Below are 24,057 nucleotides of genomic sequence, written 5' to 3'. Positions count from 1 at the left end.
CGGCGGTCGCTGGTGCCGGCGTCGTCCGCCGCGCTCGACCCGCGTGGGCCTCAGCCGGTGTGCGCCGCGAGGACGCCCGACGCGAACGACGTGTCGCAGACCGGGCGGGAGAAGGACTGGGCGCGGCTCGGGCCGTAGGCGCGGACGGCGGCGCGGCCGAGGGCTCGGGCGATGGACGCGCAGTGCTTCGCGAGCGCCGGCTTGCCGTTGACCGCCTGCTGGAGGTGGGTCAGGGCGATGCCGGGGTCCTTCTGCTGGAGCTCCGTGAGGAGCTGGTCGCGCAGGACGTCCTGGGGGGCGCTGGCGGCGCTGCCGTGTCCGGTGCGGGGAGCGGAGACGTCGGACGCGGTGAGCACCGACTCCGACGGGCTCCCGGTCCAGTTGACCCGGGTCACCGCGAGGGTCCCGGAGAGCACCATGACGACGGGCAGGACAAAGGCGAGGGAGCGACCGATCCGGCGGGCGGGACCCCGGCCGCCGCGTCGCGTCCGCGTGGTGGTGTGCTCCACGGAGCGCTTCGAGTGCTTCACGCGACAGATGGTAGCGCCCAGTAATGAATCAGAGACATTTAGTCACCCGAATGGGCGACGATGAAGTGGCGGATATTGGGTAAAGGTTGACGCCGGTGACCCAAAAGTCGCGATTGCCGGGGTTTTTCCGCACACTTTCCGGCACACGCTGGCACACGCGAAAGGGCCCCGCAACCTCCCGGCCGCGGGGCCCTCCTCATGCCTGACGTCGTCAGTCGGACAGGCGGGCGCCCGTCGAGGTGGAGAAGACGTGGGTCTCGCCCGCGCGCGGGACGACGGAGAGGGTGGAGCCCTTCTCCGGGACCTCACGGCCACTGACCCGGACGACCAGGTCCTTCGACTCGTCGCCGACCTTGGCGGTGCCGTAGACGTACGCGTCGGCGCCGAGCTCCTCGACGACGTTGACGGTGACCGCGAGGCCCTTGCCGGACTCGGTGGTGACGTCGAAGTGCTCCGGGCGGACACCGACGGTGACCGTCTTGTCGGTGGTGCCGGCAAGGGCGTCACGCTCGACCGGGACGACCGAGGCGCCGAACTTCACGCCGCCGTCGGCGATCGGGACCTCGACGAGGTTCATCGCCGGGGAGCCGATGAAGCCGGCGACGAAGAGGTTCGCCGGGCGGTCGTACATGTTGCGCGGGGTGTCGACCTGCTGGAGCAGACCGTCCTTGAGGACCGCGACGCGGTCGCCCATCGTCATGGCCTCGACCTGGTCGTGGGTGACGTAGACGGTCGTGATGCCGAGGCGGCGCTGGAGGGACGCGATCTGCGTACGGGTGCTCACGCGGAGCTTCGCGTCGAGGTTCGACAGCGGCTCGTCCATGAGGAAGACCTGCGGCTCGCGGACGATCGCGCGGCCCATCGCGACACGCTGGCGCTGACCGCCGGAGAGGGCCTTCGGCTTGCGGTCCAGGTACTCGGTGAGGTCGAGGATCTTCGCGGCTTCCTCGACCTTCGCGCGGATCTCCGCCTTCGGGACGCCGGCGATCTTCAGGGCGAAGCCCATGTTGTCGGCGACCGACATGTGCGGGTACAGCGCGTAGTTCTGGAACACCATGGCGATGTCCCGGTCCTTGGGCGGCAGGTGCGTGACGTCGCGGTCGCCGATGCGGATGGCTCCGCCGTTGACGTCCTCAAGACCCGCGAGCATCCGCAGGGAGGTCGACTTTCCGCAGCCCGACGGGCCGACGAGGACCAGGAACTCCCCGTCCTCGATCTGGATGTCGAGCGCGTCGACGGCGGGCTTCTCGGAGCCCGGGTAGATCCGGGTCGCCTTGTCGAAAGACACAGTGGCCATGGTGCTAGGCCCCCTTCTACCGGCAGGAACGTGCCGGACGATCCGTTGTAGGAAGGTGGTGGTGTAGTCCACGGGTGGACTGCCTCAGGACGCTACCTCGCGTTTTCCCCTATGTCAGTACCTGGGGGACTGTGAACTTCGCGGAAATTTTCGACAGGACGCCGTGGGGGCTTGGGTACACTGCACGGGTCGCGCACGGCTTCCCGTACGCCACGCCTCCTTAGCTCAGCTGGCCAGAGCAACGCACTTGTAATGCGTAGGTCGTCGGTTCGAATCCGACAGGGGGCTCCAACACAATGGGCGACCTCGTGTTGCCCAGCACGCCTGGTGAAGGCCAGGAAGTGGTGCGTTCCATGGTCCACCGGTGGCGGCCCAAAGGCCCCGGAGGCTGGATGCTTCCGGGGCCGGATCGGTACTGCTTACCGCCTACTGCACGTCGACGAAGGCACCTGCGGCGGCGACCTCAGAGGTGCCGGCGTTGCCCGCGAAGGTGAAGCGGTAGGAGCCGTCCGCCGTCGCGGGGGTCGTGGCCTTCAGGTTGCCCCTGGAGTCCGTCTTGACGGTCTTCAGCGTGGTGTAGCCGCTGGAGCCGTTCTTGCGGAACTGGAGCTTGACCGACTGGCCGCTGTAGCCGGAGAACTTGGCCGCGTCCCAGTCGGCCCGGGTCAGCGCACCGGTGACGGTGATGGTCTTGCCCTTCTTCACCCGCTTCGGGGCGGCGTTGACCGTCAGCTTGGACTGACGCTGGGCCTGGAAGGTCTTGGCGTTGTCCCGCTGGACGTAGTTGGTGTCCTTGGCCCGGGCGATCGCCCAGATCTTCCACGTGCCGGCCACCTTGTTGATGAGGTTGGCCTGGGCCTTCAGGGTGTAGGTCGCGGTGCAGGTCGACGTGGTGGCGCTGACCTTGGTGCACTTGGACCGTTGGTCGCTCGTGTTGGCGACCGCACCGCTGTCGGCCCCATCGATGCTCGGGCCGTGGTACAGGATCGCCTGCGCCCAGTCGACGCCCGAGTCGTCCGTGACGGTGAAGGTCACGGGGAAGGTCTTGCTCCCGGTCGCGCCGACGACGACGGGCTTGCCCCCGTTGACCACGACGTTCGAGATCTTGGTGTCGCCGCGGCCCGCGTCGGCGTGGGCGGCCGGGACGGCGAAGGCGGACAGGGCCAGGGCGCCGGAGACGATGGCGCCGGCGGCTCGGATACGCATAGGTGGGTTCCCCCGCATGGAGTGGTCATGGAGCCGGTTGGCTCCCATGGCCAGATCCACAGGAGACGGAATTGGTTGTACGGAAAACGTGATTCTGTCGACCATGTGTTCGATGTCACGTTTAGGCGGTGCCCTCATGTGGCGCGGGTGCCCGGCGAACCGACCCTGCTGCGACTGACCGGTCTTCCGTCCACGCTCTGTCGCGGCGCCATGGCCAGGATGCTCGGCAAGAGGACAGGGGCCGGGCCGCACAACATCGTCACCGCGCTCGCGGACCGCCTCGTGCAGCGCGCCGAGTAGACAGCGGTTTCACGCCCAGGGGGGCTCGCCCACTTGCCGTGTCGGAGATCGGCCGGACTGCCGCTGATCGAGCCCTGTGCCCCTTGACCCCCGGCTCACCGGCAGTGCCCGTGAGGCCCCCGGAATCTGATGCGCCTCCCCGCCAATCCGCGACGCGACCTGATCCGGATTACGCGTGGACCTGATCGCGAACCCGGGAGGAACGAGGATGAGGCGGACAGCGGTGGTGGGCTCCGGTGTGGCGGGGCTGACCGCCGCGTACATCCTGGGCCGGACCTGCCACGTCACCCTGTACGAGGCGGACGACCGGCTCGGCGGACACGCGCACACCCATGAGCTGACCTCGTCGTACGACGGGCGGGTGCACCGCGTGGACTCCGGGTTCATCGTGCACAACCGCCGCACCTATCCGCATCTGCTGCGGCTCTTCGACGAACTCGGTGTCGCCACACAGGAGTCGGAGATGAGCATGTCGGTGCGGTGCGAGGGATGCGGGCTGGAGTACGCCGGTGCCCGAGGCCTCACCGGGCTGCTCGCCCGGCCCCGCAACCTCCTGCGCGGGCCGTATCTGCGGCTGCTCACCGAGGTCCCCGCGTTCCACCGGGCGGCCCGGAGGCTGCTCGCCCGCGAGGGGCAACAGGGCCTCACCCTGGGTGAGTTCCTGGACCGGGAGGGCTTCTCGGCCTACTTCCGCTCCCACTTCATGACGCCCGTGGTGTCGGCCGTGTGGTCCTGCGACGCCGTCACCGCCCTGCGCTACCCGGCCGCCTACCTGTTCCGCTTCCTGGAGCACCACGGGCTGCTGTCGGTCGGCGGATCACCGGTGTGGCGCACGGTCACCGGCGGTTCCCGCCAGTACGTCGACCGGGCCGCCGAGCACATCGGCGAGATCCGCACCGGCACCCCCGTCCGGGCGGTGCGCCGCCACTCCGACGGCGCCGAGGTGACCGCCGTCGACGGCACCACCGAGCCGTACGACGCCGTGGTGATCGCGGTCCACCCGGACCAGGCGCTGCCGCTGCTCGCCGATCCGACCGACCGGGAGCGGGAGGTGCTCGGCGCGTTCCGCTACTCGCGCAACACCACCCTCCTGCACACCGACACCCGGCTCCTGCCCCGCGCCCGTGGCGCCCGCGCCTCCTGGAACTACCTCATGCCGTCCTGCACGGCGGACGCCGGCCGTGTGCGGGTCAGCTACGACATGAACCGGCTGCAACGCCTCGACGCCGCCGAGACGTTCGTCGTCACCCTCGGCGGCGAGGACCGTGTCGACCCCGGCCGCGTGCTGGCCCGCATGGTCTACGAACATCCCGTCTACACCCCGGAGTCGGTGGCCGCCCAGCGGCGACTGCCCGAACTGGCCGGTCCCGTCTGCGTGTTCGCGGGCGCCTACCACGGCTGGGGGTTCCACGAGGACGGCTGCCGCTCCGGCGTCGAGGCCGCCGCCGCGCTGGGGGTGCGCTGGTGAACACCGCCGCCCTGTACGCCTGCACGATCCGCCACGTACGGACCGTCCCCCGGCGGTACACACTGCGCCACCGCACCTACATGTGGCTCGTCGACCCCGACCGTCCGCCCCGACTGCCCTTCCTCCTGAGGCCGTTGGCCCGGTTCGACCCCCGCGACCACTTCACCGGTGACGGGCCGTCCCTCCGCGCCGCCCTCGACGCCTTCCTCGCCGGGCACGGCGTCGATCTGGAGGGCGGTCAGGTGGTGATGCTCACCCACGCCCGGGTGTTCGGGTACGTGTTCAACCCGATCACCCTCTACTGGTGTCACGGCCCCGACGGCGAACCGCGCTGCGTGGTCGCCGAGGTCCACAACACCTACGGCGGCCGGCACGCCTACCTCCTGCACCCGGACGACACGGGGACGGCCCGCGCCGACAAGGAGTTCTACGTCTCGCCGTTCTTCCCCGTCGACGGCCGCTACCGCATGCGGCTGCCGCGTCCCGGACCCGTGCTCGGCCTGACCCTGCACCTGGACCGCGAGGACGGCCGCGCCCTGACGGCCACCGTCCACGGCGTCCGCCGTACACCGACCGTCCCGAACCTGCTGCGGCTGGCCCTGCGCCACCCGTGGTCCACCCTCGCCGTGTCGGCCGCGATCCGCTTCCACGGCATCCGCCTCCACCTGCGGGGCCTGCCCGTCCAGCCCCGGACCGACGACCACCGTGCCCCGGAGAACGTGACATGAGATCCGCCGAGCCCCGAAGCACCGACCCGGCCCTTGCCGCCGCGCCCGCCGACGCGGCCCGTTGGCCGGACGTGTCCACCGTCCCCGCCTCCTCGTGGCCGCGTACCGCCATGACCGCCGCGCTCGTCCGCCGGGCCCTGGACGGACTGCCGCTGCGGACCCGGTTCGCCGGACGTGACGGCACCGGCGCGGGCGGCCCGCTCCTGGAGGTGTACGACCCGGCGGCCTTCCACGCCCGGATCGGCACCGCCGGTCTCGTCGGGTTCGGCGAGTCCTACATGGCCGGGGAATGGGACGCCCCCGACCTGGTCGCCGCCCTCACCGTGCTCGCCGGACACGTCGCCGACCTGGTCCCGGCCCCGCTGCAACGCCTGCGCGGACTGTGGGCACCGAGGCACCCGCACGAGGAACGCAACACCCCCGACGGCTCCCGCGCCAACATCAGCCGCCACTACGACCTGTCCAACGACCTGTTCGCCCTCTTCCTCGACGGCACCCTGAGCTATTCCTCGGCCGTCTTCCGCGGTTTCCCGGCGAGCTGGGACCTGATGGAGGCCGCCCAGCACCGCAAGATCGACCGGCTGCTCGACCTCGCGGGCGTCGGCGAGGGCACCCGCCTGCTGGAGATCGGCACCGGCTGGGGCGAACTGGCCCTGCGCGCGGCCTCCCGAGGCGCCCGCGTCACCTCGCTCACCCTCTCCGCCGAGCAGCGGGCCCTGGCTCTGGAACGCGTGCGCGCGGCGGGCGTCCAAGGCCGCGTCTCGATCGAACTGTGCGACTACCGGGAGGCGGACGGGGAGTACGACGCCGTCGTCAGCGTGGAGATGATCGAGGCGGTCGGCGCGGAGTTCTGGCCGGCCTACTTCCGCACCCTCGACGAACGGCTCGCCCCGGGCGGCCGGGTGGCGCTCCAGGCGATCACCATGCCCCACGAGCGGATGCTCGCCTCCCGTGACACCTTCACCTGGATCCACAAGTACGTCTTCCCCGGCGGCCTCATCCCCTCCGTCGAGGCGATCGAGGGCACCGCCCGCGAGCACACCCGGCTCCGCCTGTCCCGCCGCGACGCGTTCGGCGCCCACTACGCCGAGACGCTGCGCCTGTGGCGCGAGCGGTTCACCGAACGGGCCGACGAGGTCACCGCCCTCGGCTTCGACGAGACCTTCCGCCGTCTGTGGACCTTCTACCTGGCCTACTCCGAGGCCGGGTTCCGCTCCGGCTACCTCGATGTCCAGCAGTACCTGTTCACCAAGGAGATCCGCGCCGTACCGCCGGGAGCCGTCGGCGCGGCCGGTGTGCCGTCCACGTCGAGCGCTCGGTACGAGGATCTGTGAACGCCTTCCCGTGGGACGCGTTCGCGCTCAACCTGGCCTGGTCCGCCGCCGCGGCCCTGGCGGTCATGCTCGTCACCTTCGCCGTCGCGGTCCGCGCGCGCCTGCACCGGATCGTGGACGTCGCCTGGGGGATCGGCTTCACGGCGGTGGCGGCCGTGACCTTCGCGGTGTCCGCCGGGCACGGCGATCCCGTACGACGGCTGCTGGCGACCGTACTGACGGCGGTCTGGGGGCTGCGGCTGGCGGTGCACATCGCCCGTCGGGGCAGGGGGCACGGCGAGGACCCGCGGTACGAGGCGATGCTCGCGAAGGCGCCCGGCAGCCGCGACGCGTACGCCCTGCGCATGGTCTACCTGCTCCAGGGCGCCCTGGTGTGGCTGGTGTCCCTGCCCGTGCAGGTGGCCCAGTACGTGCCCGGCCGGCCGTCGTTCCTCGCCTGGGCGGGGGTCGCGCTGTGGGCGGTGGGGGCGGGCTTCGAGGCGGTCGGTGACGCGCAGCTCGCCCGGTTCAAGGCCGATCCCGCTCACCGCGGCCGGATCATGGACCGGGGGTTGTGGGCGTGGACCCGGCACCCCAACTACTTCGGTGACCTCTGCGTCTGGTGGGGTCTGTTCCTGCTCGTCTGTGACTCCCCGGTGGCGGCTGCCGTGTCCGCCGTGTCGCCGCTGGTGATGAGCCTGCTGCTGACCCGGGGCAGCGGGAAGCGGCTGCTGGAACGGCACCTGGCCGACCGGCCCGGCTACGCCGAGTACCGGGCCCGCACCAGCGGCTTCTTCCCCCGGCCGCCGAAGCGGGGCACACGGCGGGGTCGACGGTGACGGGCCGGCCGATCCGCCTCAGGCGCTCCCTCGGTTCAGCGGACACGGGACCTCCGGTGCGACGGCGTGCTCAGCCGGACCCGGGTGTACGAGGTGTACGGCGCGGTCGCCCGCTCGGCCTCGGCGAGCACGGCTCGGAGCGCGGGCAGGACGGTGTGCGGGGGCGTGCCCGGGTGCAGCCAGACACGCAGACCGACCTCCAGACGTCGGCGGCGGTGCAGTACGCGGGCACGGGCGCGGGCGACGCCGGGTACGGTCGCGGCGCGTGTGCTCAGGGCCTCCGCGAGGGCCTGGGGGCGGACCGTCGAGCCGGGAGAGGGCAGGGTGAGGTGCCGGGTGGGGCCCGAGCGGAGCTGCGCGAGGGACCAGTACGCGAGGAGCACGGTCAGGGCGATCGACGTGGCCAGGACGGTGGGGGTCCACCAGCTTTCGGTACGCAGTTGTGCCGGACGGGCGGGGTTCAGCAGGACGGTCCCCGTGGCCGGCCGGAGGGGGCCGCCGGTGAGGGCGAGCCATGCGCCCGCCAGGAGCATGGTGAGCCCGGCGACGGCGAGGACGGTCCGGTTGACGGTCGTACGGGCACGCCCCGTCACGTGTCGCCTCCCGAGTCCGCTCTCTGCACCGGCTGGAGGGGCGGGCGCCAGTCCGGCTCCGGGACGACGGTGGCCCGCAGCCGAGGGACGCGGCGCAGGTCGCAGGCGGTCAGGACGGCCCGTGCGGCGGACTCGACGGCGTCCCGCGTGTGCGTCCGGTCGCCGAAGCGGAGACCGGCCCGGACGGTGACGCGGCGCCCGCGTACCCGTACGCGTACCGTCCCGGTCCCCGTCACGTCCGCCACCGCGTCATGCACGAGCGACCGCACCACGGAACGGTCCACCGCCACGTCCGTGCGGGCGGCGGACGTCCGTACCGTGGACTGGTGACGGCGCCCGGGGGTCGTCGCGAGCAGGATCAGCCAGGCACCGAGCAGGGCGGTCAGCGCGCCGGCGGCGACCACGGCCGGATCGCCCGGACCGTGCTCCGACAGCCAGTCCACGGCCCGGACCCGCCAGGGCGCGGCCGTCCGGTGAGCGGTGTGCACCTGGACCAGGTCGAAGGCGAGCGCACCACAGGCCGCGGCGGCCGACGCCGTGAGCGCGGCGACGGGGACCCGCCGCTGGGACCACCAGCGGCGGGGTGCACGGCCCTCGTCGCTCTGCGGAACAGGGGACGCCGGTCCCCGGAGCGCGGTCAGTGAGGTGACCGTGATCCGGGTTGATGTCACGTCCAGTCCCGTCAACTGCCCGGTGCGCGCGGCGACATGGCGCTGGACGTCCCGCAGGGTGTCGGCGAGGGGAGCCGGGTAGGGCAGCGTCACCCCGAGGGAGAGCTCCGCCCGCCCGCCGCGCACGGACGCCGTGGACCCGGTCGTCCGGGAGGCGTCCCCTCGCGGGAGTGTCTCGGTGGCCGCCCGCTCGGCGATCCGGCGCACGGCCCGCCGCGAGACGGTGGTGGTGCCCCGCTCGGCCGGGGCCGTCATCGCCGGTTCCGCTCGAACGCGTCGCGTACGTCCCGGACGCCGCCGCCGGTCTCGATCCACCGGCCCAGCGCCCAGCCCAGGCCGCCGAGCGCGGCCACGAGCAGGAAGGCGCCGAACCCGCCGAAGAAGCCGGCGAACGCCAGCGCCATGCCCGCGGTCGTCCCCACCGCTGGTGTGCTCATGTCCCTGTGCCTCTCACCTCGTACGACTCACCGTGTGCCGCGTGCCCCGGCGCCGTCACTCCACCCGGGAACCGGCGGTGTTCTCGGACTCGTCCTCGTCGGGCAGGTGGACGTCGTTGACGGTGATGTTGACCTCGACGACCTCCAGACCGGTGATTCGCTCCACCGCGTCGACCACGTTCTCCCGGACGTCCCGGGCCACGTCCATGACGGAGACGCCGTACTCGACGACGAGGTCCAGGTCGACCGCCGTCTGACGTTCGCCCACCTCGACCTTGACGCCGCGTCCGACGTTCGGCCGGCCGCCGGGGACGCGGTCGCGGACGGCGCCGATGGTGCGGGAGAGGCCGCCGCCCATGTCGTACACCCCGGGGATCTCGCGGGCCGCGATGCCGGCCACCTTCACGACGACGACGTCGGCGATGGAGGTACGGCCCCGGTCGGGTGCGGGCTGGTCGGCCCCGGCCGTGCCCCCGGACACGGCGGTGGTGTGGGGCGGCCTGCCGGTCCGCGGGGTGGACAGGTCCTTGGGGGCGGGTGCTGTGTGCGTGGTCATGTGAGTTCCTCTCGGCTCGTCCTCGATGGGCTCTCACTCCGTCGGACCCGGTCCGGGCACGGTTGTGACGCGGGACCGGAGACAGATCGGCGGGGTGCCGCACGTGCGGCACCCCGCCGGTGACGCCGGGTCAGGCGGTCGGCATCAGGACGCTGTCGATGATGTAGACGGTGGCGTTGGCGGTCTGGACGTTGCCGCAGAGCACACCGGCGGAGCTGTTGACGGTGTAGGACTCGCCGGAACCGGAGGTCGTCAGCTTCGACTTCTCCAGAGTCTCGAAGGAGCCCTTCTCCAGGTCCTTCGGCGTGAGCTTCCGGCCGACGACGTGGTAGGTGAGGATCTTCGTGAGCTGGGCCTTGTCGTTCAGGACCTTGTCGAGGGTGGCCTTGGGGATCTTCGCGAAGGCGTCGTTCGTCGGCGCGAACACGGTGATGTTCTGGGCGTTGTTGAGGGTGTCGACCAGGCCGGCCTTCTTCACCGCGGCCACCAGGGTGGACAGGGCCGGGTTGTTGGAGGCGGCGGTGGCGACCGGGTCCTTGGCCATGCCGTCGAAGGAACCGGCACCGCTCGCGGGCACGGCGGAACAGGCCGAACCGAACGGCTTGTCCGTGGCGGTGCCGCTGCCGGGACCGGTCATGCCGTCGTCCGAGGCGGACGCCGACGCCGCCGGCTTCGGCGAGGAGTCGGACGCGGCGGAGCCGGAGCCGCTGTCGGAGCAGGCGCTCAGGGCGAAGGGCAGGACGGCCGAGGCGGCGAGGGCCACGGCGGTACGGCGGATACGGGTGTTCATGGTGGTTCTCCTGTTGGTCGGCGCAGCCTGAGCTGCCTCGTCATGGGGAAGGGGAAAGGGTTCGGGGGGTCAGTCGACCGTCACGACCACGGAGTGCCATCCGCTCGCGCCGTCGGGGATCGTGCGGGTGCGTTCCTCGGTCTGCACCGCGCCGGTGCGGTCGGTGGCCCGGACGGTGAGGGTGTGGCCGCCTCTGGTGGCCTGCCAGGGGAAGGACCACTGGCGCCAGGTGTCGGCCGTGTCCTCGGCGGCGAGCCGGGTCTCCTGCCAGGGGCCGTCGTCGACGCGGATCTCTACCCTGTCGATGCCTCGGTGCTGGGCCCAGGCGACGCCGGCGACCATCACCGTGCCCGCTGTGGGGCGGGCGAACGGCTTCGGTGTGTCGATGCGCGACTCCGTCTTGACCGGCGCCCTGCGGGCCCAGCCGCGCCTGACCCAGTAGGGGTCGTAGGAGTCGAACGTGGTGAGCTCGATGTCCTTGATCCACTTGCAGGCGGAGACGTACCCGTACAGGCCGGGCACCACCATGCGGACCGGGAAGCCGTGCGCGAACGGCAGGGGTTCGCCGTTCATGCCGAGGGCGAGGAGGGCGTCGCGGCCGTCCATCACGTCCTCGACCGGGCTGCCGATCGTCATGCCGTCCACGGAACGGGCCACCAGCTGATCGGCGGGACCACCCTTCGAGGGCGGCCTCACCCCGGACTCGGCCAGCAGATCCGCCAGGCGTACGCCGGTCCAGCGCGCGTTGCCGACATAGGGGCCGCCGACCTCGTTGGAGACACAGGTGAGCGTGATGTCCCGCTCGACCAGGTCACGGCGCAGGAGATCGTCGTAGGAGAGCGTGACCGGGCGGGTGACGCCCGTGCCGTGGATGCGCAGCCGCCACGACGTCGCGTCCACCTCGGGCACCACCAGGGCGGTGTCGACGCGGTAGAAGTCCGCGTTGGGGGTGACGAACGGGCTGAGGCGGGTGACGGCGACGAAGGTGCGCAGGAGGTGCGGGTCCATGACCGCAGGGTGTCATCAGTTCTGCTTATCGGGAGTACAGGAATCATCGTTGGACGTGAACCGGGTCCGTTTTCCAGGATGGACGGCATGACAACAGCCCGTATCGCCCTGGTCGGGGACCGTTCCCCGCACGTCGTCTCGCACACCCGTGTCCCGCTCCTGCTCGACGCCCTCGCGGTCCACGACCGGCTCGTCCTGGACGCCTACTGGATCCCCACCGAGGACGCGGCGCGGGAGGGGGCCCTCCAGGGGTTCGACGCGGTGTGGGTCGTGCCGGGGAGCCCGTACCGCAGCGAGGAGGGCGCGGTGGCGGCGGTCCGGCACGCGCGTACCGCCGGGGTGCCGTTCCTCGGGACCTGCGGCGGGTTCCAGCACGCGCTGCTGGAGTTCGCGCGGAACGTGGCCGGCCTGCCGGACGCCGCGCACGCGGAGAACGACCCCGACGCCGAGGAACCCCTGTTCGAGCCCCTCGCCTGTTCCCTGGAGGGACACGAGGGAGCCGTCCTCCTTGCGCCGGGTTCACTCGCCCACACCGTCATCGGCTCGGACCGCAGCGTGGAGCGCTACTCCTGCCGGTACGGCCTCGCGCGCCACGAGAACGCCCTCACCGCGCACGGCCTGCGCTTCTCGGGCCGCGACGAGGCGGGCGAACCCCGGGTCGCCGAACTCCCCGGCCACCCCTTCTTCCTCGCGACCCTCTTCCAGCCGGAGCTGTCCGGCGGCGGCCCGCACCCGCACCCGGTGATCCGGGCACTGGCCCGAGCCGCCGTGGAACAGGCGGCACGCACCCGGGCGGGCCGGCCGGTCGGCAGCGGCGCGTAAGAGATGTGCGGGACGCGCGTGCCGCCCCCCGGAGAGCGGCACGTGACGACCGGCCGACCCCGACGGCCCTCACCCCACCCCTCACCCGCGTGCCGCCCGGCCCGCCAGGAGCCGCGTGTGGCGGACCGACCGCCCGTCACACGCCGCCCCCGCGCACCCCGTCAGCCCGTGTGACCCCCGTGTCCGCCGCCGTGGTGCCCGCCGGCACCGTGGTCGAACTTCAGCGCCTCCGGGGGCAGGACGACGAAGGGGCGCATCATGCCCATGTCCTCGTGCTCCAGGAAGTGGCAGTGGTACATGAAGCGTCCGTAGGCGCCGTCGAAGGTGCCCATGACCCGCAGGCCCTGGCCGCCGAGGGCGCGGAAGACGTCCTTGTAGCCCTGTTCGTTGGCCGGGATCGGCACGATGTCCGGCTTGAGGGCGATCGGGGTGGCGGTGCCGCCGGCCTCGGGGCGGAAGCCCGACCCGTCGTAGACGTCGCGGCCCATGATCTGGAAGTCCGCGAGGTGGATGTGCATGGGGTGGGCGAACGGTGCGAGGTTGAGGAAGGTCCACTGCTCGTAGGAGCCCTCGGCGACGGTGAAGCCCAGGCCGTCGTTGAAGGTGCGGGCGATCCGGCGGTACGTCTTCGGCACGCCGTCCGCCCCGGCGATCTGGATGATCCCGTCGGCCGGGAACTGGATGCCGTCGGCGTTCTCCAGGAGCTGCATCTCCCAGATCTCCGGGTGCCCGCCGCCGCCCTTGGTGCCCGGCGGGGTGAGGACGATCATCCGGTGCTCGTGCTCCGTGTCGTGGCTGATGCGGCGGAAGGAGCCGGAGAGCACCTCGGGAAGCTCGAAGGTGTCGGGTTCGCCCGCCTCGCCGACGCGGAACTCCATGACGTCCGGGTAGCGGACGTCACCCGCCGGGTCGGGCACGCCGGGCGCCTGGTTCGGGCCCTTGTTGACCAACCGTAGGGTGCGCCCCTCCAGTCCGCGCAGGTCGAAGAGGAGGTCGAAGCGCTCCGCCGGGGCGGCGGTCAGCACGGGCATCGCGGCGTCGAAGTCGATCGGCACCGGGCGCGGCAGGAGGCCGCCGTCGCTGCCGATCTGGTGGACGACGCCGGGGACCGGGAGGCCCTCCTCGTCGAGCAGGACGAGGTTGTAGATGCGCCCGTTCGACGCGTTGACCAGGCGGAAGCGGTACCAGCCGGCCTCGACCTCGGCGTAGGGCCAGATGCGGCCGTTGACCGTGGAGTACGGGCCGCTGAACGGGATCGAGACGGGTTTGCCGGTCTCCTCGCTGACGCCGACGATCTGCGTCTTGTGCAGCAGGCGGCCGTTGAGGCGGCCGTCCTCGTCGGTGTCGAGGTTGCGGTCGGCGAGCAGCAGCGGGATCTCGCGGGCTCCGGAGGGCAGGCCGAGGGCGTCCTCCTCGTCGTCCCTGATCAGGTACGTGCCGTAGAGGCCCGTCATCACGTTCCATCGCGTGATGTTCATGGCGTGGTCGTGGTACCACCACTGGACGGCCTGGTGGTCGTTCGGGTACTCGGAGAGCTGGGCGTCGCCGAAGCCCACGGCGTTGTCGGCCCAGCCGTCGTTCCCGCCGCCCGTCTGGGCGCCGTGGAGGTGGGTGACGGACCAGGCGGGCAGGGCGGCGACGTCCTTGTTCGGTTCGACGCCCTCGCGGCCCGGTACGGTCGTCGTCCCCGCACGCTGGACCTCCACGGCGGTGACGGGGTACTCGCTCCCCTCGGGGATGCGGTTGGTCCACGCGATGCGCACGCGCTGGCCCCGGCGCACCTCGATGGTGGGGCCCGGCACCACGCCGTCGTAACCCCACATCAGGGTCGGCGGGAGCTGGGGGTGCAGGCGCACCCACGCAGGGCGCAGGGCGATCTCGGTCTCCCGCGTGACGTCCCCCTGGGCGGGACGCAGGACCGGCGGGACGGTCAGCGGGGCGACGAACGGCGTCAGTTCCTGCTCCGCCGCGAGCTTGGTGTCGTCCGCGATGTCGTTCTCGGTGATCTTGTCGACGGTGTCGGTCATCAGCCACTACCCCCGTAGTGTGTCGGATGGGACATTCCCCTCACCTCAGAAGACTCAGCAGGCCTCTCCGAGGTTCAGTGAATGTCCCATTCCGCAAGAAAAAGTTATGAAAACACCGGATTGATCCGTCCGAAGGCCGCCGGGCCCCGGTCCGGGAGGAACCCGTGGGCGCGCGCGGCGAGGTGGTCCGCCTTGTACCGGTCCACCTCGCGATGCCAGTTCAGGACCCCGGACATCCAGTGCCGCAGAGCGCCGACGTAACGGTTCATCGCCGCACGCGCCTCCGCGGACAGGTCGAAGTCGTCGTACAGGACGGGCAGTTCACGGGCCACGATGTGCTCGAACTGCCGCATGCGCTGGTTGATCAGGTCGGCGACGATGCGCACGCCCGTCGGGTAGTCGCAGCCGAAGAAGTTCTGGACGACGAGGATCGCGTTGTGCAGCTCGCCCTCGTACTCGATCTCCTTCTGGTACGAGAAGACGTCGTTGAGGAGGGCGCCGAAGTCGATGGCGGAGTTCTCCAGCGCGCGCACGGGCCCGGACGCGTAGACCTCGGGTGGTACGGCGGAGCCGTGGCCGAGGCGGGCCAGGGCGATCGTCAGATCGGAGCCGAAGGTGGCGCGGCGCATCTCCAGGTAGTCGACGGGGTCGGGGACCCGGTTCTGGAGCTGGTTGGACAGCTCCCAGAGCCAGCTCTCGGTCATCGTGTCGACGGCCGCCTTGAAGGAGGCACGTTCCTGCGGCGTCATGTCCGCCACCGTGTCCGCCCACAGGTCGACGAGACCGCGCTCCAGCCCGTTCGCCGGGATCACCGGCGTCGCCTCCCCGTCGACGGGCATGCAGGCCGAGAGGCGGGCGGTGGCCACGCGCGCGCCCGCGAAGTCGCCGCGCCTGCCGAAGACGAGGGGGTAGTAGTCGTCCGCGTACGTCCCCCAGGCGAGCCACCGGGAGCTCAGGTCCAGTTCACCGGCGTCCGCGCGCGGGCCGATGCCCGCGGCGCACAGCGGCAGGTCGGCGGCGCGCAGCCGGTCCTCGTCCCAGACGCCCTCCTCCAGCATGCCCATGGCGTGCATCCAGGGCACGAGCCGCACGCGGGCGCCCTCCAGGTGCGGGTTCAGCTCCACCTCGTACGGCATCCGCAGCTCGGGCAGCAGGGACGGGCCGACTTTTTCGTACGGCACGTGCGTGTACGCGCGCGTGCGCTGGGCGGCGGCCGTCGCGAGGAGCGTGCCGATCCCGGCGGCGGACGTCCCGGGGCCGGTCAGCCGCTCCCAGGGGTTCGCCTGGCGGGCACCCTCGTTCATGTACCTGCTGGAGCGCATGTGCCACTCCTGGCCGCCGGACTGCCAGTCCTGGAGCCCCTTGGTGTACGCGCCGATCGCGGCCACCTCGTCCGGGCGCAGCCCCTTCTCCAGGGCGACGGCCGGGACCTCGGTGAACGCGGTGTGCTCGAACTGGTGCAGCCGCGAGGTCAGGATGTCGTTGACGGTGTCGGCGGCCTCCTGCGTCGTGCAGCCGAAGAACGTCTCCAGGACGAGGACGCCGTTGCTGTTCTCCCCCTCGTCCTGCACCTCCCGCTGGTAGGAGAACAGGTCGTTGCGCAGGTGCACGGCGTCGGAGAACGTCTCCATCAGCACCCTCAGCGGCCGGGTCCCCGCGACGGCGGCCGGGACCTCGGCGGTCGCGTACTCGACGAGCCCCGCCGACCAGGGGGCGCCGCCGACCTTGCGGCGCATCTCGATGTACTCGACGGGGTTGGCGATGCGCCCCTCGTCGATGTTGGACAGCTCCCACATCGACTCGTTGAGCAGGTGCTCGGTGGCGACGGCGAACCGGCGCCGCCAGTCCTGCGACATCGCCGGGACGGTCCGCGCCCACAGGTCCGCGAGCCCGGCCTCGACGGGGTTGCGGGGCTCGGGGACGGGGGCCGCCGGGTCCAGCGGCATGAACAGCGGCAGCCGGTCCAGGTGGGCCTTGCCGGCCGCGCGGTCGGGGGTGCGTTTGTACATGTCGAGGAAGTGGTCGTCGAAGAAGAACACCCACACGTACCAGTCGGTGATCAGCGAGAGCGCGTCCGCGTCGCAGTCGGGGTGGGTGTACGCGCACAACAGGCCGTAGTCGTGCGCTTCGAGGTCGGCCTGCTCCCAGATGCCCGACCCCTCCAGCATGCCCATGCCGCGCGCCCACTCCGTCGAGTGCGCGCGGGCCTGTTCGACGTGCGGGTTCAGCCGCGCGGGGTGCGGCATGTAGAAGTGCGGGAGTTCGAACGGCTGAGTCATGGCCGGGCCCTACCCAGGGCCCCGTGGGGACATCCGGACGGCGGCACATGATCACACCATCGCGTGAATCCGTCCCGGAAAACTGTACGAAGGCCCCGCCGGGGGAACGCCCCCTTCCCACCGGCCCCGCCTCCCCCCACCCTGACCCGTATGACGACCCCTTTCACACTCCCCCACGAACTGCACGGCACCGGCGCCCACAAGGTGTTCGCGGTGCACGGCTGGCTCGCCGACCGCACGGCCTACGCCCCCGTCCTCCCCGACCTCGACCGGACGTCGTTCCAGTACGCCCTGGTCGACCTGCGCGGCTACGGCGAGGCCCGCGGCGCGGACGGCGCGTTCACCACGGGCGAGGCCGCCGCCGACCTCGTGGCCCTCGCCGACCGGCTGGGCTGGGCGCGCTTCTCGGTCGTCGGCCACTCGATGGGCGGCGCGATCGGCCAGCGACTCCTGGCTCAAGTCCCCGACCGGGTACGGCGGTTGGTGGGCGTCTCGCCGGTGCCCGCGTCGGGGCTCGACCTGCCGCCGGAGCAGTGGACGCTGTTCGCCGAGGCCGACAGCCGCTCCGCGAACCGCCGGACGATCCTCGACGTCACGACCGGCGGCCGGCGCCCCGCCGCCTGGCTGGACCGCATGGTCGCCCGCTCCCTCGCCGTCAGCGACGCGAGGGCGTTCCGTGCCTGGCTCGACTCCTGGGCCCGCGAGGACTTCCACCCGGACACCGAGGGCTCCCCGGTCCCGTCCCTCGCGGTCACGGGCGCTCTGGACCCGGCCCTGTCGGCCGACTTGATGCGGCGGACGTGGCTGGCGTGGTACCCGAACGCGGAGTCGCACGAGCTGGCGTCGGCGGGTCATTACGCCATGGACGAGACGCCGTTGGAGCTGATCCGGGTGATGGAGGACTTCCTGAGGGCGGACCCGGACGACGACTGAGGCGCCCTCCGCCGCCTCAACTCCCCTTCCGCACCTGGATCAACGCCCGAGTCCCTCCGATCCGCCACCCCTGCCCCTCACGTGCCGTCAACGCCGCCTCCGTCCGAGCCGAAAGCCCGGTGATCACATCGGACTTGAGGGTCCGCAACGCCGCCACGGTCCCCGGAAAGTACTCCGTGACCTCCGCGAACGGCGTGGTCGGCGGCCACAGCCGATCCCCCACCAGCCGCCGGTAGTTGAGGTCCCCCTTGAGGATCGTGACGGAGGCCGAGGCGAAGTCGGCGCGCAGGTCGTCCGGCATGTCGGCGTAGGGCAGGGGCGAGGCGGAGAAGGGGTGCGCGCGGACGGTGAGGGTGCCGTCGGAGAGGGCGGCCCACAGCCGTCGGCCGTGTTCACCGGCGGCGCCGGACGCGGCGATCAGCTTGCGGACGGCGTCGAGGACGTCGGCGTGCGTCGCGTCGGAGACGTAGTAGGGGTACGGCTTGACGTGCAGGACGGCCCGCCGGATCTGACGCTCCGTCAACAGGTGGGAGAGGAGCAGGAGATCGGGGACGAGTTCACGGCCGGCGTTGTCCGCGACGAGGCACACGCCGGCCGCGCCCTCCAGTGCCGCCCACAGCGCGTCGCTGTCGTCGGCGACCAGCCCCGGTACGGCGGCCCGTTCCTCGGCCCCGGCGTCGGAGAGACGGAACCCCAGGTCGGCGCGGTTGCCCCAGAGGGAGCCGTGCAGCAGGGCCCGGCCGCGCTCCTCGGCGGAGAGGTCCGTCAGGGCGTCGAGGGCGGCCAACTCCCCGTCCGTGTCGGGGGATTCGAGTTCCGCCAGTTTGACCGGGCGGAAGGGGTCGATGCCCTGCCAGACGCCGGGGGCGAAGTAGCCGACGGCGTCGAGGAGCCGGCGATAGAAATAGCTCTCCGACCAGAGCCAGGGGACGTCGTACCAGGAGGTGCCGACCAGGGCGTCCAGCCCCCAGGACCGCCAGCGGCCGAGGTCGGGGGCGTCGTCCGGGAGCGGTTCGAGCGCGCCCTGCGTGCAGTTGGCGGAGAGGGCGTCGAGGGCGTCGGTCACGCCGGCGTCGTACGGGAACGCCTCGCGCACCTGGCGGATGATCGCGGGGTGCCGGTCGGAGAGGACGGAGCGGCGGAAGGAGCCGGGTTCGTCGCCGAGGAGCACGGGCGGGGTGGGGGTGCGGGGCATGCGGATCACCGTATCGCGCGGTTCGGCCCCGTCACCGGCCGCCCGCGCCACGCCCCACACCTGCACGGCGGACCCGCGTGTCCGCCGTGCACCACCCGTCCCCCGCCGGTCTTGTCGGAAACGCTTCCTGAAACGCTTTCAGGACACCCGCTCCGCAGGCCCACGGCGCCCAGCCGCCCCTCAGGACACGCACGCCGCCGTGATCTCCCGTTCCAGCCGGGACACGAGGCTCAGGTAGCGGGGGCGGCGGGGTACCGGGACGAGGCCGCGGATGAGGACGTACCACATCTCCGCCATCCGGCGCGGGAGCCGGCCGGACGCCTCTCGGGAGCGGCCGACGACGCGGGTGCCGACGAAGAAGCAGACGATCGAGTGGGCGACGGCGTCGAGGTCGACGTCCTGGTGTATGTCCGCCTCGCGGACCGCACCCGACAGACCGCGGGTGACCAGCTCCAGCCACTCGGAGAAGGGGTGCCGCAGGGGCGGTCTCACCGCCACTCCCCCGGTCGCGAGTCTCAACCCGGCGCGGGCGATGGGGCCTTCGACGGACAGCCGGGTCAGGCCGAACGTCAGGCGCATCAGCGCTTCGAGGGAGGAGTAGCCGCGGTTGTCGATCTCGCCCGCGACGCGCTGCGAGGCCTGGGACTGGAGTTCCATGATCGCGTGGGCGAGGTCCTCCTTCGCCGCGAAGTGGAAGTACAGGGCGCCCTTGGTGACTTGGGCGTGCTCGACGATGTCACTGAGGCTCGTCGATTCGTAGCCATGCCGGTCGAACAGGTCGGCGGCTGCCGTGATGATCGTCGCGCGGGTCTGTTCGGCGCGTAACTGCCTCGCCATCGACTAGTTCACTCCTGGGCCGGTAAAAGAACGGGTCATGCCGTTTGTTTCTCACCCGCTGTACACAATAACTCACCCTGCGGCGGCGTCGACCCCACACTCGAAGACGGCCGACTCCCGCTGCACGCCGACGACTTGGAAGTGTCCGCCGCCCGCGTCATGAGCCTCGATCCAGACAGGTTCGTCCAGCTCAGCGTACCTGTGGAAGACCGCCTGGTATGCGCTGGGGGCATATTTTCCCGGCAGCGTGAAACGAGCCGCCTGCCGGGCCGCCTCCAGCAGGAGCATCCCGGGCACGTGGTCGAGCGGGTGATCGAAGAAAACGGGGTGTGCGGTATTTACCCTCAACTGCCAACACCCGCCCCCCATCCCCGCGTCACGGCTCGGCGGGGCGAGGACGACATCGGTGGGCAACGCCCGGTCGACGGCCTGCGGCGACACCCCCGGCGGCAGCGGTATCGCCCTGACCGTGGCCGGGGTCCGGCCGCCGCGCAGCCTGCGGTAGACGGCCTCACCGACGCAACTGAAGGCGACGTCGGCAGTGGCGACCGGCTCACCGCAGCACAGCACGCGGGCGGTGTAGCGGCAGGCGGTGGGGCACCGGCCCTTCAGGCGCAGGTCGGTGAAGGCTAGTTCGACGGTGGGCTCGGCGGGCAGCGGACCGACCTCCAACCCATGCGGATCCGTGGCGACTTGGAACGCGTTGAGCACGAACTGCCGGTCCAGCGGCACGTCGTACTCGGTGTGCATGATCAGGGTGCCGGCCTGCCGGACCGTCTCCACCACCAACAGCGGATCATAGGAACACCAGTCCGGAGACACGTGTAAGCCGTGCGCGCGGGGCCATTGGGCATAGACCGTGAAGTGGTCGGACGCGGTGCGGTGCCAGTCGGTGAGCAATGTCTCGGCGAGGGAGGCCCGGTGGACGAACTGCCGGGGGACCGTCGCCGTCAGGAACGAGGCGCCGGGGATCTGCCGCGGGCGGGTCATCGTTTCCTCCTCACGGGCCCCCCGCCCTGCCACGGCGGACGGCGAATCGTCCCCACAGCGAACGTTAGAGTACGAGGAGACCGGTTTGGCATCAATGAGATCAGTCGACGGCATCTTATGATCGGGCCGAACAGACACACGATCGCGGGATCGGCCAACTCGGTTCCGCGGAGGGGCTCTTATGGCTAAACAGGAGCGCGCCATCAGAACGCGCCAGGCCATCGTGGAAGCAGCCGGTGAGGTTTTCGACGAGCACGGGTACACGTCCACCACCATCGCCATGGTCCTGGAACGCTCCGACGTCACCAAAGGCGCGCTGTACTTCCACTTCCCGTCGAAGGAGGCACTGGCACAGGCGGTGCTCAACGAGCAGGTGCCGTTCGGGATCGTGCCGCCGCAGGCGTGCAAGCTCCAGGAGATCATCGACATGACGTTCGTGGTGGGACAGCGCCTGCTGACCAGCTCCCTGCTGCGAGGCAGCATCCGGCTGGCGGTGGACCAGGAGGCGCCGAGCAGCATCGACCACGGCGGGCCGTTCCGGCAGTGGTCGCAGCGGCTGGAGGAACTGCTGGAACAGGCGCGGGAGCGGGGTGAGTTGCTGCCGACGGTGCAGCCCAGGCAGACGGTGGAGCTGCTCGTCGGCTGCTTCGGCGGCATCCAGCTGATGTCGCGGGCGCTGACCGGGCGCGCGGACCTCGGTGAGCGGCTGTCCGTGCTGTGGACGCACATACTGCCGAGCATCGCCGTACCCGGGATGCTGCCCGTGCTGGACACGAAGGCGGACCGCGGGGTGCGGGTCCTGGGGTCACCGGAACGGGTGGCTTCGTAGACGTCGCGTAGAAACGTTTCCGGAGGGGTCGCGGCGGCGTTCAGGGCCGCCGACGACCTTCAAGAAGCGGGCGGGCCCGCCGGTGTCCATCCACACCGGCGGGCCCGCCCGCTTCTACGGACCACCTTGAGAAATCGGCCCCTTTGACAAGGCGTCAGATTCTCAGAAGGTGAGCTTCCAGCTGTTCAGCGTCCCCGCGTCCTGCGCCGCCGTGTCCTGGACACGCAGCTTCCAGGTGCCGTTCGCGGCCTTCGCGGACGCGTTCACCGTGTACGTGGTGTTCAGGTTGTCCGTGGAGTCGGAGGAGCTGTCCTTCAGGCGGAACGTGCCGCCGTCGGGGGCCACCAGGTCGATGACGAGGTCACCGATGTAGGGGTGGGTGATGTTCACACCGACCTTCAGGGCGGAGGGCGCGTTGCCGGTGCGGCCGGTGACGGAGATCGAGGACTCGATCGCCGGGGCGTTGTCCGGGACGGCGACGGCGGTGGTGTTGGAGAACACCGCGCCGCCCGCACCACCGCTCACCGCCGCGACGGTCTTGGCGGCGTCCGCGAGACCCGCGCCGCAGCCGCCCGAGCAGGCCCCGGGCAGGGCGCGGGCGTTGGTCTTGACGGCCGACTCGATCTGGGCCGGGGTCAGCGAGGGGTTGGCCGACTTCAGCAGCGCGACGAGGCCCGCGATGTGCGGCGTGGCCATGCTGGTGCCCTGGTAGTAGGCGTAGTTCTCGCCGACCGGGCCCTTCGAGCCGGAGTTCAGCGTGGAGAGGATGCCGTTCGCGGTCGAGGAGCGCGTCTCGCCGCCCGGCGCCGAGATGTCCACCTGGGAACCGAAGTTGGAGTACGACGCCCTGGCGCCGGCGCGGTTGGTCGCGGCGACGGAGATGACGTTGTTGCAGTTGCCCGGGTTGTGGTTCGCGACGTTGTCGTTGTCGTTGCCCGCGGCCACCACGACCGTCGTGCCCCGGCTCACGGCGCCGTTGATCGCGCTCTGCGTGGCGGCCGAGCAGGCGCCGTCCCCGCCGAGGCTCATGTTGATGACCTTGGCGACGTTGGTGTTGGCCGGCACACCGGAGACGGTGCCGCCGGACGCCCAGGTGATCGCGTCGATGATGTCGGAGTCGTAGCCGCCGCACTTGCCGAGCACGCGGACCGGGGAGATCTTCGCGCCGTACGCGATACCGGCGATGCCCTTGTTGTTGTTCGTGACGGCGGCGATGGTGCCGGCCACGTGGGTGCCGTGCCAGGAGGACGTGGAGGCGGGCACGCCCGAGCCGCAGTCGTTCGCGTTGTACCAGTCGCCCGGGTCGGCCGGGTTGCTGTCGCGGCCGTCGCCGTCGACGGAGACGGCGGTGTCGGAGATGAAGTCGTAGCCGCCGACGATGTTCGCGGCGAGGTCGGAGTGCGCGACGTAGCCGGTGTCGATGACGGCGACGGTGACGCCGGTGCCCGTGGTGGTGTTCCAGGCTGCCGGAACGTTCATGCCGGCGGTGGTCTCGAAGAGGTCCCACTGCTTGCGGTACTCGGTGTCGTTCGGGTCGGCCTGCGGCCGGTTCAGCCGGTCCGGGACGACGAAGGCGACGGACGGGTCGGCCTTGTACTGGGCGACGACGTCGGCGACGTCCGCCTTCGAGGCGCCGTCGAGGCCGACGAGCGCGGCGCCGGTGCCGAGGCGGCGCTCGAAGTCGGCGTCCTTCGCGGTGGCGTCGGCCTGGGCGGCCTTGTTCGACGTGGCCTCGGCCGCGCCGGACTTGTAGCCGACGATGAGGCGCTCGGCGGTGACGCCGGGGGCGGCCTCGGTCTGCGCGGCGGGCACGGCCGGGAGTGCGGCGGGCCGCACGGGGGCGGCGACGGACGGCAGGGTCGAGCCGGTGAGGAGGGCCGCGGAGAGGGCGGCGACGGATATGAGCTGCCGTCGCAGGGCGGGCGAAGTGCGCAAGGAGAGCCTTTCGTGGCCGGCTCCGGGCACAGGGGCGGGAGCGGCGGTCGATTCGCTTCGGCGTCGAAGCGGAGGGGGTGCATCGAGGGAGCGCGCTGTGGCGGGCCAGGCGGGGAGACCGACCGGTTTCGGGGTTACCTGTGGGTCGGCTGTGGTCGAACGATAGGCAAAGAGTTGGCCATCCCGATACAGGGGAAACCCTAGATCACTCCAGGAGAACCCCATTTCCAGGGGCAGTTGAGCAGGAGATGTCCGATTTCGGTCAGGCTCCGGCCGCTTTTCCGGAAAGTGTTTTCCGAGCCGATGCGCCATATCTCCGAACACGGCTGAACGCGGACGCGGACACAGCCGTACACACCCGGTGCAGCCGCTCCCCAGGAGGCGTTCCCTCATGTTCCGTCACCGTTCGGTCCCGCTCACCGCGATCGCCTGCGCCGCGCTGGCCGTCGCCGCGGGCCCCGCCGCCGCGCACGG

At 71.3% G+C, this 24,057-nt stretch carries 22 protein-coding genes, 1 tRNA gene and 1 pseudogene; 9 read left to right on the top strand and 15 right to left on the bottom strand.

The window, feature by feature from the left end:
• Positions 1-50: 50 nt before the first annotated feature.
• Both ACVNF4_RS15155 and ACVNF4_RS15150 read right to left on the bottom strand, forming a co-directional pair.
• Positions 51-509 (bottom strand): hypothetical protein, encoded by a 459-nt coding sequence (locus ACVNF4_RS15155; RefSeq protein ID WP_461803320.1) that lies wholly within the window; start codon positions 507-509, stop codon positions 51-53.
• Between the two features lie 232 nt (positions 510-741).
• Positions 742-1,827 (bottom strand): ABC transporter ATP-binding protein, encoded by a 1,086-nt coding sequence (locus ACVNF4_RS15150; RefSeq protein ID WP_461803318.1) that lies wholly within the window; start codon positions 1,825-1,827, stop codon positions 742-744.
• Positions 1,828-2,041: 214 nt separating this feature from the next.
• Here ACVNF4_RS15150 and ACVNF4_RS15145 point away from each other — a divergent pair.
• A tRNA-Thr gene (locus ACVNF4_RS15145) sits at positions 2,042-2,118 on the top strand.
• Between the two features lie 135 nt (positions 2,119-2,253).
• Here ACVNF4_RS15145 and ACVNF4_RS15140 read toward each other — a convergent pair.
• On the bottom strand, positions 2,254-3,033 hold the full coding sequence (locus ACVNF4_RS15140) for a DUF5707 domain-containing protein (RefSeq protein ID WP_461803317.1): 780 nt from the start codon (positions 3,031-3,033) through the stop codon (positions 2,254-2,256).
• Positions 3,034-3,180: 147 nt separating this feature from the next.
• On the opposite strand from ACVNF4_RS15140, the gene ACVNF4_RS15135 reads away from it, so the two are divergent.
• The 5 genes from ACVNF4_RS15135 (at position 3,181) to ACVNF4_RS15115 (ending at position 7,681) form a co-directional block, all read left to right on the top strand.
• Positions 3,181-3,333, top strand: a complete 153-nt coding sequence (locus ACVNF4_RS15135) for a hypothetical protein (RefSeq protein WP_461803316.1) — start codon at positions 3,181-3,183, stop codon at positions 3,331-3,333.
• A gap of 208 nt (positions 3,334-3,541) precedes the next feature.
• Entirely contained in the window at positions 3,542-4,801 is a 1,260-nt protein-coding gene (locus tag ACVNF4_RS15130; protein ID WP_461803315.1) for an NAD(P)/FAD-dependent oxidoreductase, read from the top strand.
• Positions 4,795-5,529 (top strand): DUF1365 domain-containing protein, encoded by a 735-nt coding sequence (locus tag ACVNF4_RS15125; RefSeq protein ID WP_461803319.1) that lies wholly within the window; start codon positions 4,795-4,797, stop codon positions 5,527-5,529. The genes ACVNF4_RS15130 and ACVNF4_RS15125 overlap by 7 nt, the downstream gene beginning before the upstream one ends.
• On the top strand, positions 5,526-6,863 hold the full coding sequence (locus ACVNF4_RS15120; protein WP_461803314.1) for a class I SAM-dependent methyltransferase: 1,338 nt from the start codon (positions 5,526-5,528) through the stop codon (positions 6,861-6,863). Before ACVNF4_RS15125 ends, ACVNF4_RS15120 begins: the two co-directional genes overlap by 4 nt.
• Positions 6,860-7,681 carry a DUF1295 domain-containing protein gene (locus ACVNF4_RS15115; protein WP_461803313.1) on the top strand — a complete coding sequence of 274 codons (822 nt, stop codon included), beginning with the start codon at positions 6,860-6,862 and terminating at the stop codon, positions 7,679-7,681. Before ACVNF4_RS15120 ends, ACVNF4_RS15115 begins: the two co-directional genes overlap by 4 nt.
• A 35-nt stretch (positions 7,682-7,716) precedes the next feature.
• On the opposite strand, the gene ACVNF4_RS15110 is transcribed toward ACVNF4_RS15115, so the two are convergent.
• The 6 genes and pseudogenes from ACVNF4_RS15110 to ACVNF4_RS15085 all read right to left on the bottom strand — a co-directional run.
• The gene (locus tag ACVNF4_RS15110) at positions 7,717-8,274 is read right to left on the bottom strand and encodes a hypothetical protein (RefSeq protein ID WP_461803312.1); all 558 of its coding nucleotides are present in this window, start codon (positions 8,272-8,274) and stop codon (positions 7,717-7,719) included.
• A complete protein-coding gene (locus tag ACVNF4_RS15105; protein ID WP_461803311.1) occupies positions 8,271-9,200 on the bottom strand; it encodes a DUF6286 domain-containing Asp23/Gls24 family envelope stress response protein in 930 nt (309 codons plus the stop codon). Before ACVNF4_RS15105 ends, ACVNF4_RS15110 begins: the two co-directional genes overlap by 4 nt.
• Positions 9,197-9,382, bottom strand: a complete 186-nt coding sequence (locus ACVNF4_RS15100; protein ID WP_461803310.1) for a hypothetical protein — start codon at positions 9,380-9,382, stop codon at positions 9,197-9,199. Before ACVNF4_RS15100 ends, ACVNF4_RS15105 begins: the two co-directional genes overlap by 4 nt.
• A gap of 55 nt (positions 9,383-9,437) precedes the next feature.
• Positions 9,438-9,938: an Asp23/Gls24 family envelope stress response protein gene (locus ACVNF4_RS15095; RefSeq protein ID WP_461803309.1), complete on the bottom strand. Its 501-nt coding sequence runs from the start codon at positions 9,936-9,938 to the stop codon at positions 9,438-9,440.
• 130 nt (positions 9,939-10,068) lie between these two features.
• The gene (locus tag ACVNF4_RS15090; protein ID WP_461803308.1) at positions 10,069-10,728 is read right to left on the bottom strand and encodes a fasciclin domain-containing protein; all 660 of its coding nucleotides are present in this window, start codon (positions 10,726-10,728) and stop codon (positions 10,069-10,071) included.
• 69 nt (positions 10,729-10,797) lie between these two features.
• Positions 10,798-11,694 (bottom strand): annotated as a pseudogene (locus tag ACVNF4_RS15085) (sulfite oxidase); the annotation flags it as partial.
• Positions 11,695-11,823: 129 nt separating this feature from the next.
• On the opposite strand from ACVNF4_RS15085, the gene ACVNF4_RS15080 reads away from it, so the two are divergent.
• Positions 11,824-12,558, top strand: coding sequence for a CTP synthase C-terminal region-related (seleno)protein (locus ACVNF4_RS15080; RefSeq protein ID WP_461803307.1), 735 nt, complete (start codon positions 11,824-11,826; stop codon positions 12,556-12,558).
• A gap of 161 nt (positions 12,559-12,719) precedes the next feature.
• Here the strand turns inward: ACVNF4_RS15080 and phsA are convergent, their stop codons facing one another.
• Positions 12,720-14,585 carry an O-aminophenol oxidase PhsA gene (gene phsA, locus ACVNF4_RS15075; protein WP_461803306.1) on the bottom strand — a complete coding sequence of 622 codons (1,866 nt, stop codon included), beginning with the start codon at positions 14,583-14,585 and terminating at the stop codon, positions 12,720-12,722.
• A gap of 104 nt (positions 14,586-14,689) precedes the next feature.
• The gene (cyc2, locus tag ACVNF4_RS15070) at positions 14,690-16,864 is read right to left on the bottom strand and encodes a germacradienol/geosmin synthase Cyc2 (protein ID WP_461803305.1); all 2,175 of its coding nucleotides are present in this window, start codon (positions 16,862-16,864) and stop codon (positions 14,690-14,692) included.
• 150 nt (positions 16,865-17,014) lie between these two features.
• On the opposite strand from cyc2, the gene ACVNF4_RS15065 reads away from it, so the two are divergent.
• Positions 17,015-17,797 (top strand): alpha/beta fold hydrolase, encoded by a 783-nt coding sequence (locus ACVNF4_RS15065; RefSeq protein WP_461803304.1) that lies wholly within the window; start codon positions 17,015-17,017, stop codon positions 17,795-17,797.
• A 16-nt stretch (positions 17,798-17,813) separates the two neighbouring features.
• On the opposite strand, the gene ACVNF4_RS15060 is transcribed toward ACVNF4_RS15065, so the two are convergent.
• The 3 genes from ACVNF4_RS15060 to ACVNF4_RS15050 all read right to left on the bottom strand — a co-directional run bounded on the left by ACVNF4_RS15060 (position 17,814) and on the right by ACVNF4_RS15050 (position 20,819).
• Complete coding sequence (locus ACVNF4_RS15060; RefSeq protein ID WP_461803303.1) at positions 17,814-18,992, bottom strand: damage-control phosphatase ARMT1 family protein; 1,179 nt, start codon at positions 18,990-18,992, stop codon at positions 17,814-17,816.
• Positions 18,993-19,172: 180 nt separating this feature from the next.
• The gene (locus tag ACVNF4_RS15055) at positions 19,173-19,829 is read right to left on the bottom strand and encodes a ScbR family autoregulator-binding transcription factor (RefSeq protein ID WP_461803302.1); all 657 of its coding nucleotides are present in this window, start codon (positions 19,827-19,829) and stop codon (positions 19,173-19,175) included.
• 72 nt (positions 19,830-19,901) lie between these two features.
• Positions 19,902-20,819 (bottom strand): ScbA/BarX family gamma-butyrolactone biosynthesis protein, encoded by a 918-nt coding sequence (locus ACVNF4_RS15050; RefSeq protein ID WP_461803301.1) that lies wholly within the window; start codon positions 20,817-20,819, stop codon positions 19,902-19,904.
• 181 nt (positions 20,820-21,000) lie between these two features.
• Between ACVNF4_RS15050 and ACVNF4_RS15045 the strand changes: the two genes are divergently transcribed.
• On the top strand, positions 21,001-21,648 hold the full coding sequence (locus tag ACVNF4_RS15045; RefSeq protein ID WP_461803300.1) for a ScbR family autoregulator-binding transcription factor: 648 nt from the start codon (positions 21,001-21,003) through the stop codon (positions 21,646-21,648).
• A gap of 162 nt (positions 21,649-21,810) precedes the next feature.
• Here the strand turns inward: ACVNF4_RS15045 and ACVNF4_RS15040 are convergent, their stop codons facing one another.
• On the bottom strand, positions 21,811-23,583 hold the full coding sequence (locus ACVNF4_RS15040) for a S8 family peptidase (protein WP_461803299.1): 1,773 nt from the start codon (positions 23,581-23,583) through the stop codon (positions 21,811-21,813).
• Positions 23,584-24,057: the final 474 nt, after the last annotated feature.

The organism is Streptomyces sp. S6 (assembly GCF_054880855.1).
The sequence above is the reverse complement of the archived record's forward strand: the minus strand, read 5'-3'. Positions and strand labels throughout refer to the sequence as shown.

Bases quoted from the DNA above. Each gene is read 5' to 3' on its own strand.
- ACVNF4_RS15055 (WP_461803302.1), bottom strand. From the start codon at position 19,829: ATGGCGAGGCAGTTACGCGCCGAACAGACCCGCGCGACGATCATCACG.
- ACVNF4_RS15150 (WP_461803318.1), bottom strand. From the start codon at position 1,827: ATGGCCACTGTGTCTTTCGACAAGGCGACCCGGATCTACCCGGGCTCC.
- ACVNF4_RS15060 (WP_461803303.1), bottom strand. From the start codon at position 18,992: ATGCCCCGCACCCCCACCCCGCCCGTGCTCCTCGGCGACGAACCCGGC.
- ACVNF4_RS15120 (WP_461803314.1), top strand. From the start codon at position 5,526: ATGAGATCCGCCGAGCCCCGAAGCACCGACCCGGCCCTTGCCGCCGCG.
- ACVNF4_RS15095 (WP_461803309.1), bottom strand. From the start codon at position 9,938: ATGACCACGCACACAGCACCCGCCCCCAAGGACCTGTCCACCCCGCGG.
- ACVNF4_RS15045 (WP_461803300.1), top strand. From the start codon at position 21,001: ATGGCTAAACAGGAGCGCGCCATCAGAACGCGCCAGGCCATCGTGGAA.
- ACVNF4_RS15090 (WP_461803308.1), bottom strand. From the start codon at position 10,728: ATGAACACCCGTATCCGCCGTACCGCCGTGGCCCTCGCCGCCTCGGCC.
- ACVNF4_RS15065 (WP_461803304.1), top strand. From the start codon at position 17,015: ATGACGACCCCTTTCACACTCCCCCACGAACTGCACGGCACCGGCGCC.
- ACVNF4_RS15100 (WP_461803310.1), bottom strand. From the start codon at position 9,382: ATGAGCACACCAGCGGTGGGGACGACCGCGGGCATGGCGCTGGCGTTC.
- ACVNF4_RS15105 (WP_461803311.1), bottom strand. From the start codon at position 9,200: ATGACGGCCCCGGCCGAGCGGGGCACCACCACCGTCTCGCGGCGGGCC.
- ACVNF4_RS15140 (WP_461803317.1), bottom strand. From the start codon at position 3,033: ATGCGTATCCGAGCCGCCGGCGCCATCGTCTCCGGCGCCCTGGCCCTG.
- cyc2 (WP_461803305.1), bottom strand. From the start codon at position 16,864: ATGACTCAGCCGTTCGAACTCCCGCACTTCTACATGCCGCACCCCGCG.
- ACVNF4_RS15130 (WP_461803315.1), top strand. From the start codon at position 3,542: ATGAGGCGGACAGCGGTGGTGGGCTCCGGTGTGGCGGGGCTGACCGCC.
- ACVNF4_RS15080 (WP_461803307.1), top strand. From the start codon at position 11,824: ATGACAACAGCCCGTATCGCCCTGGTCGGGGACCGTTCCCCGCACGTC.
- ACVNF4_RS15050 (WP_461803301.1), bottom strand. From the start codon at position 20,819: ATGACCCGCCCGCGGCAGATCCCCGGCGCCTCGTTCCTGACGGCGACG.
- phsA (WP_461803306.1), bottom strand. From the start codon at position 14,585: ATGACCGACACCGTCGACAAGATCACCGAGAACGACATCGCGGACGAC.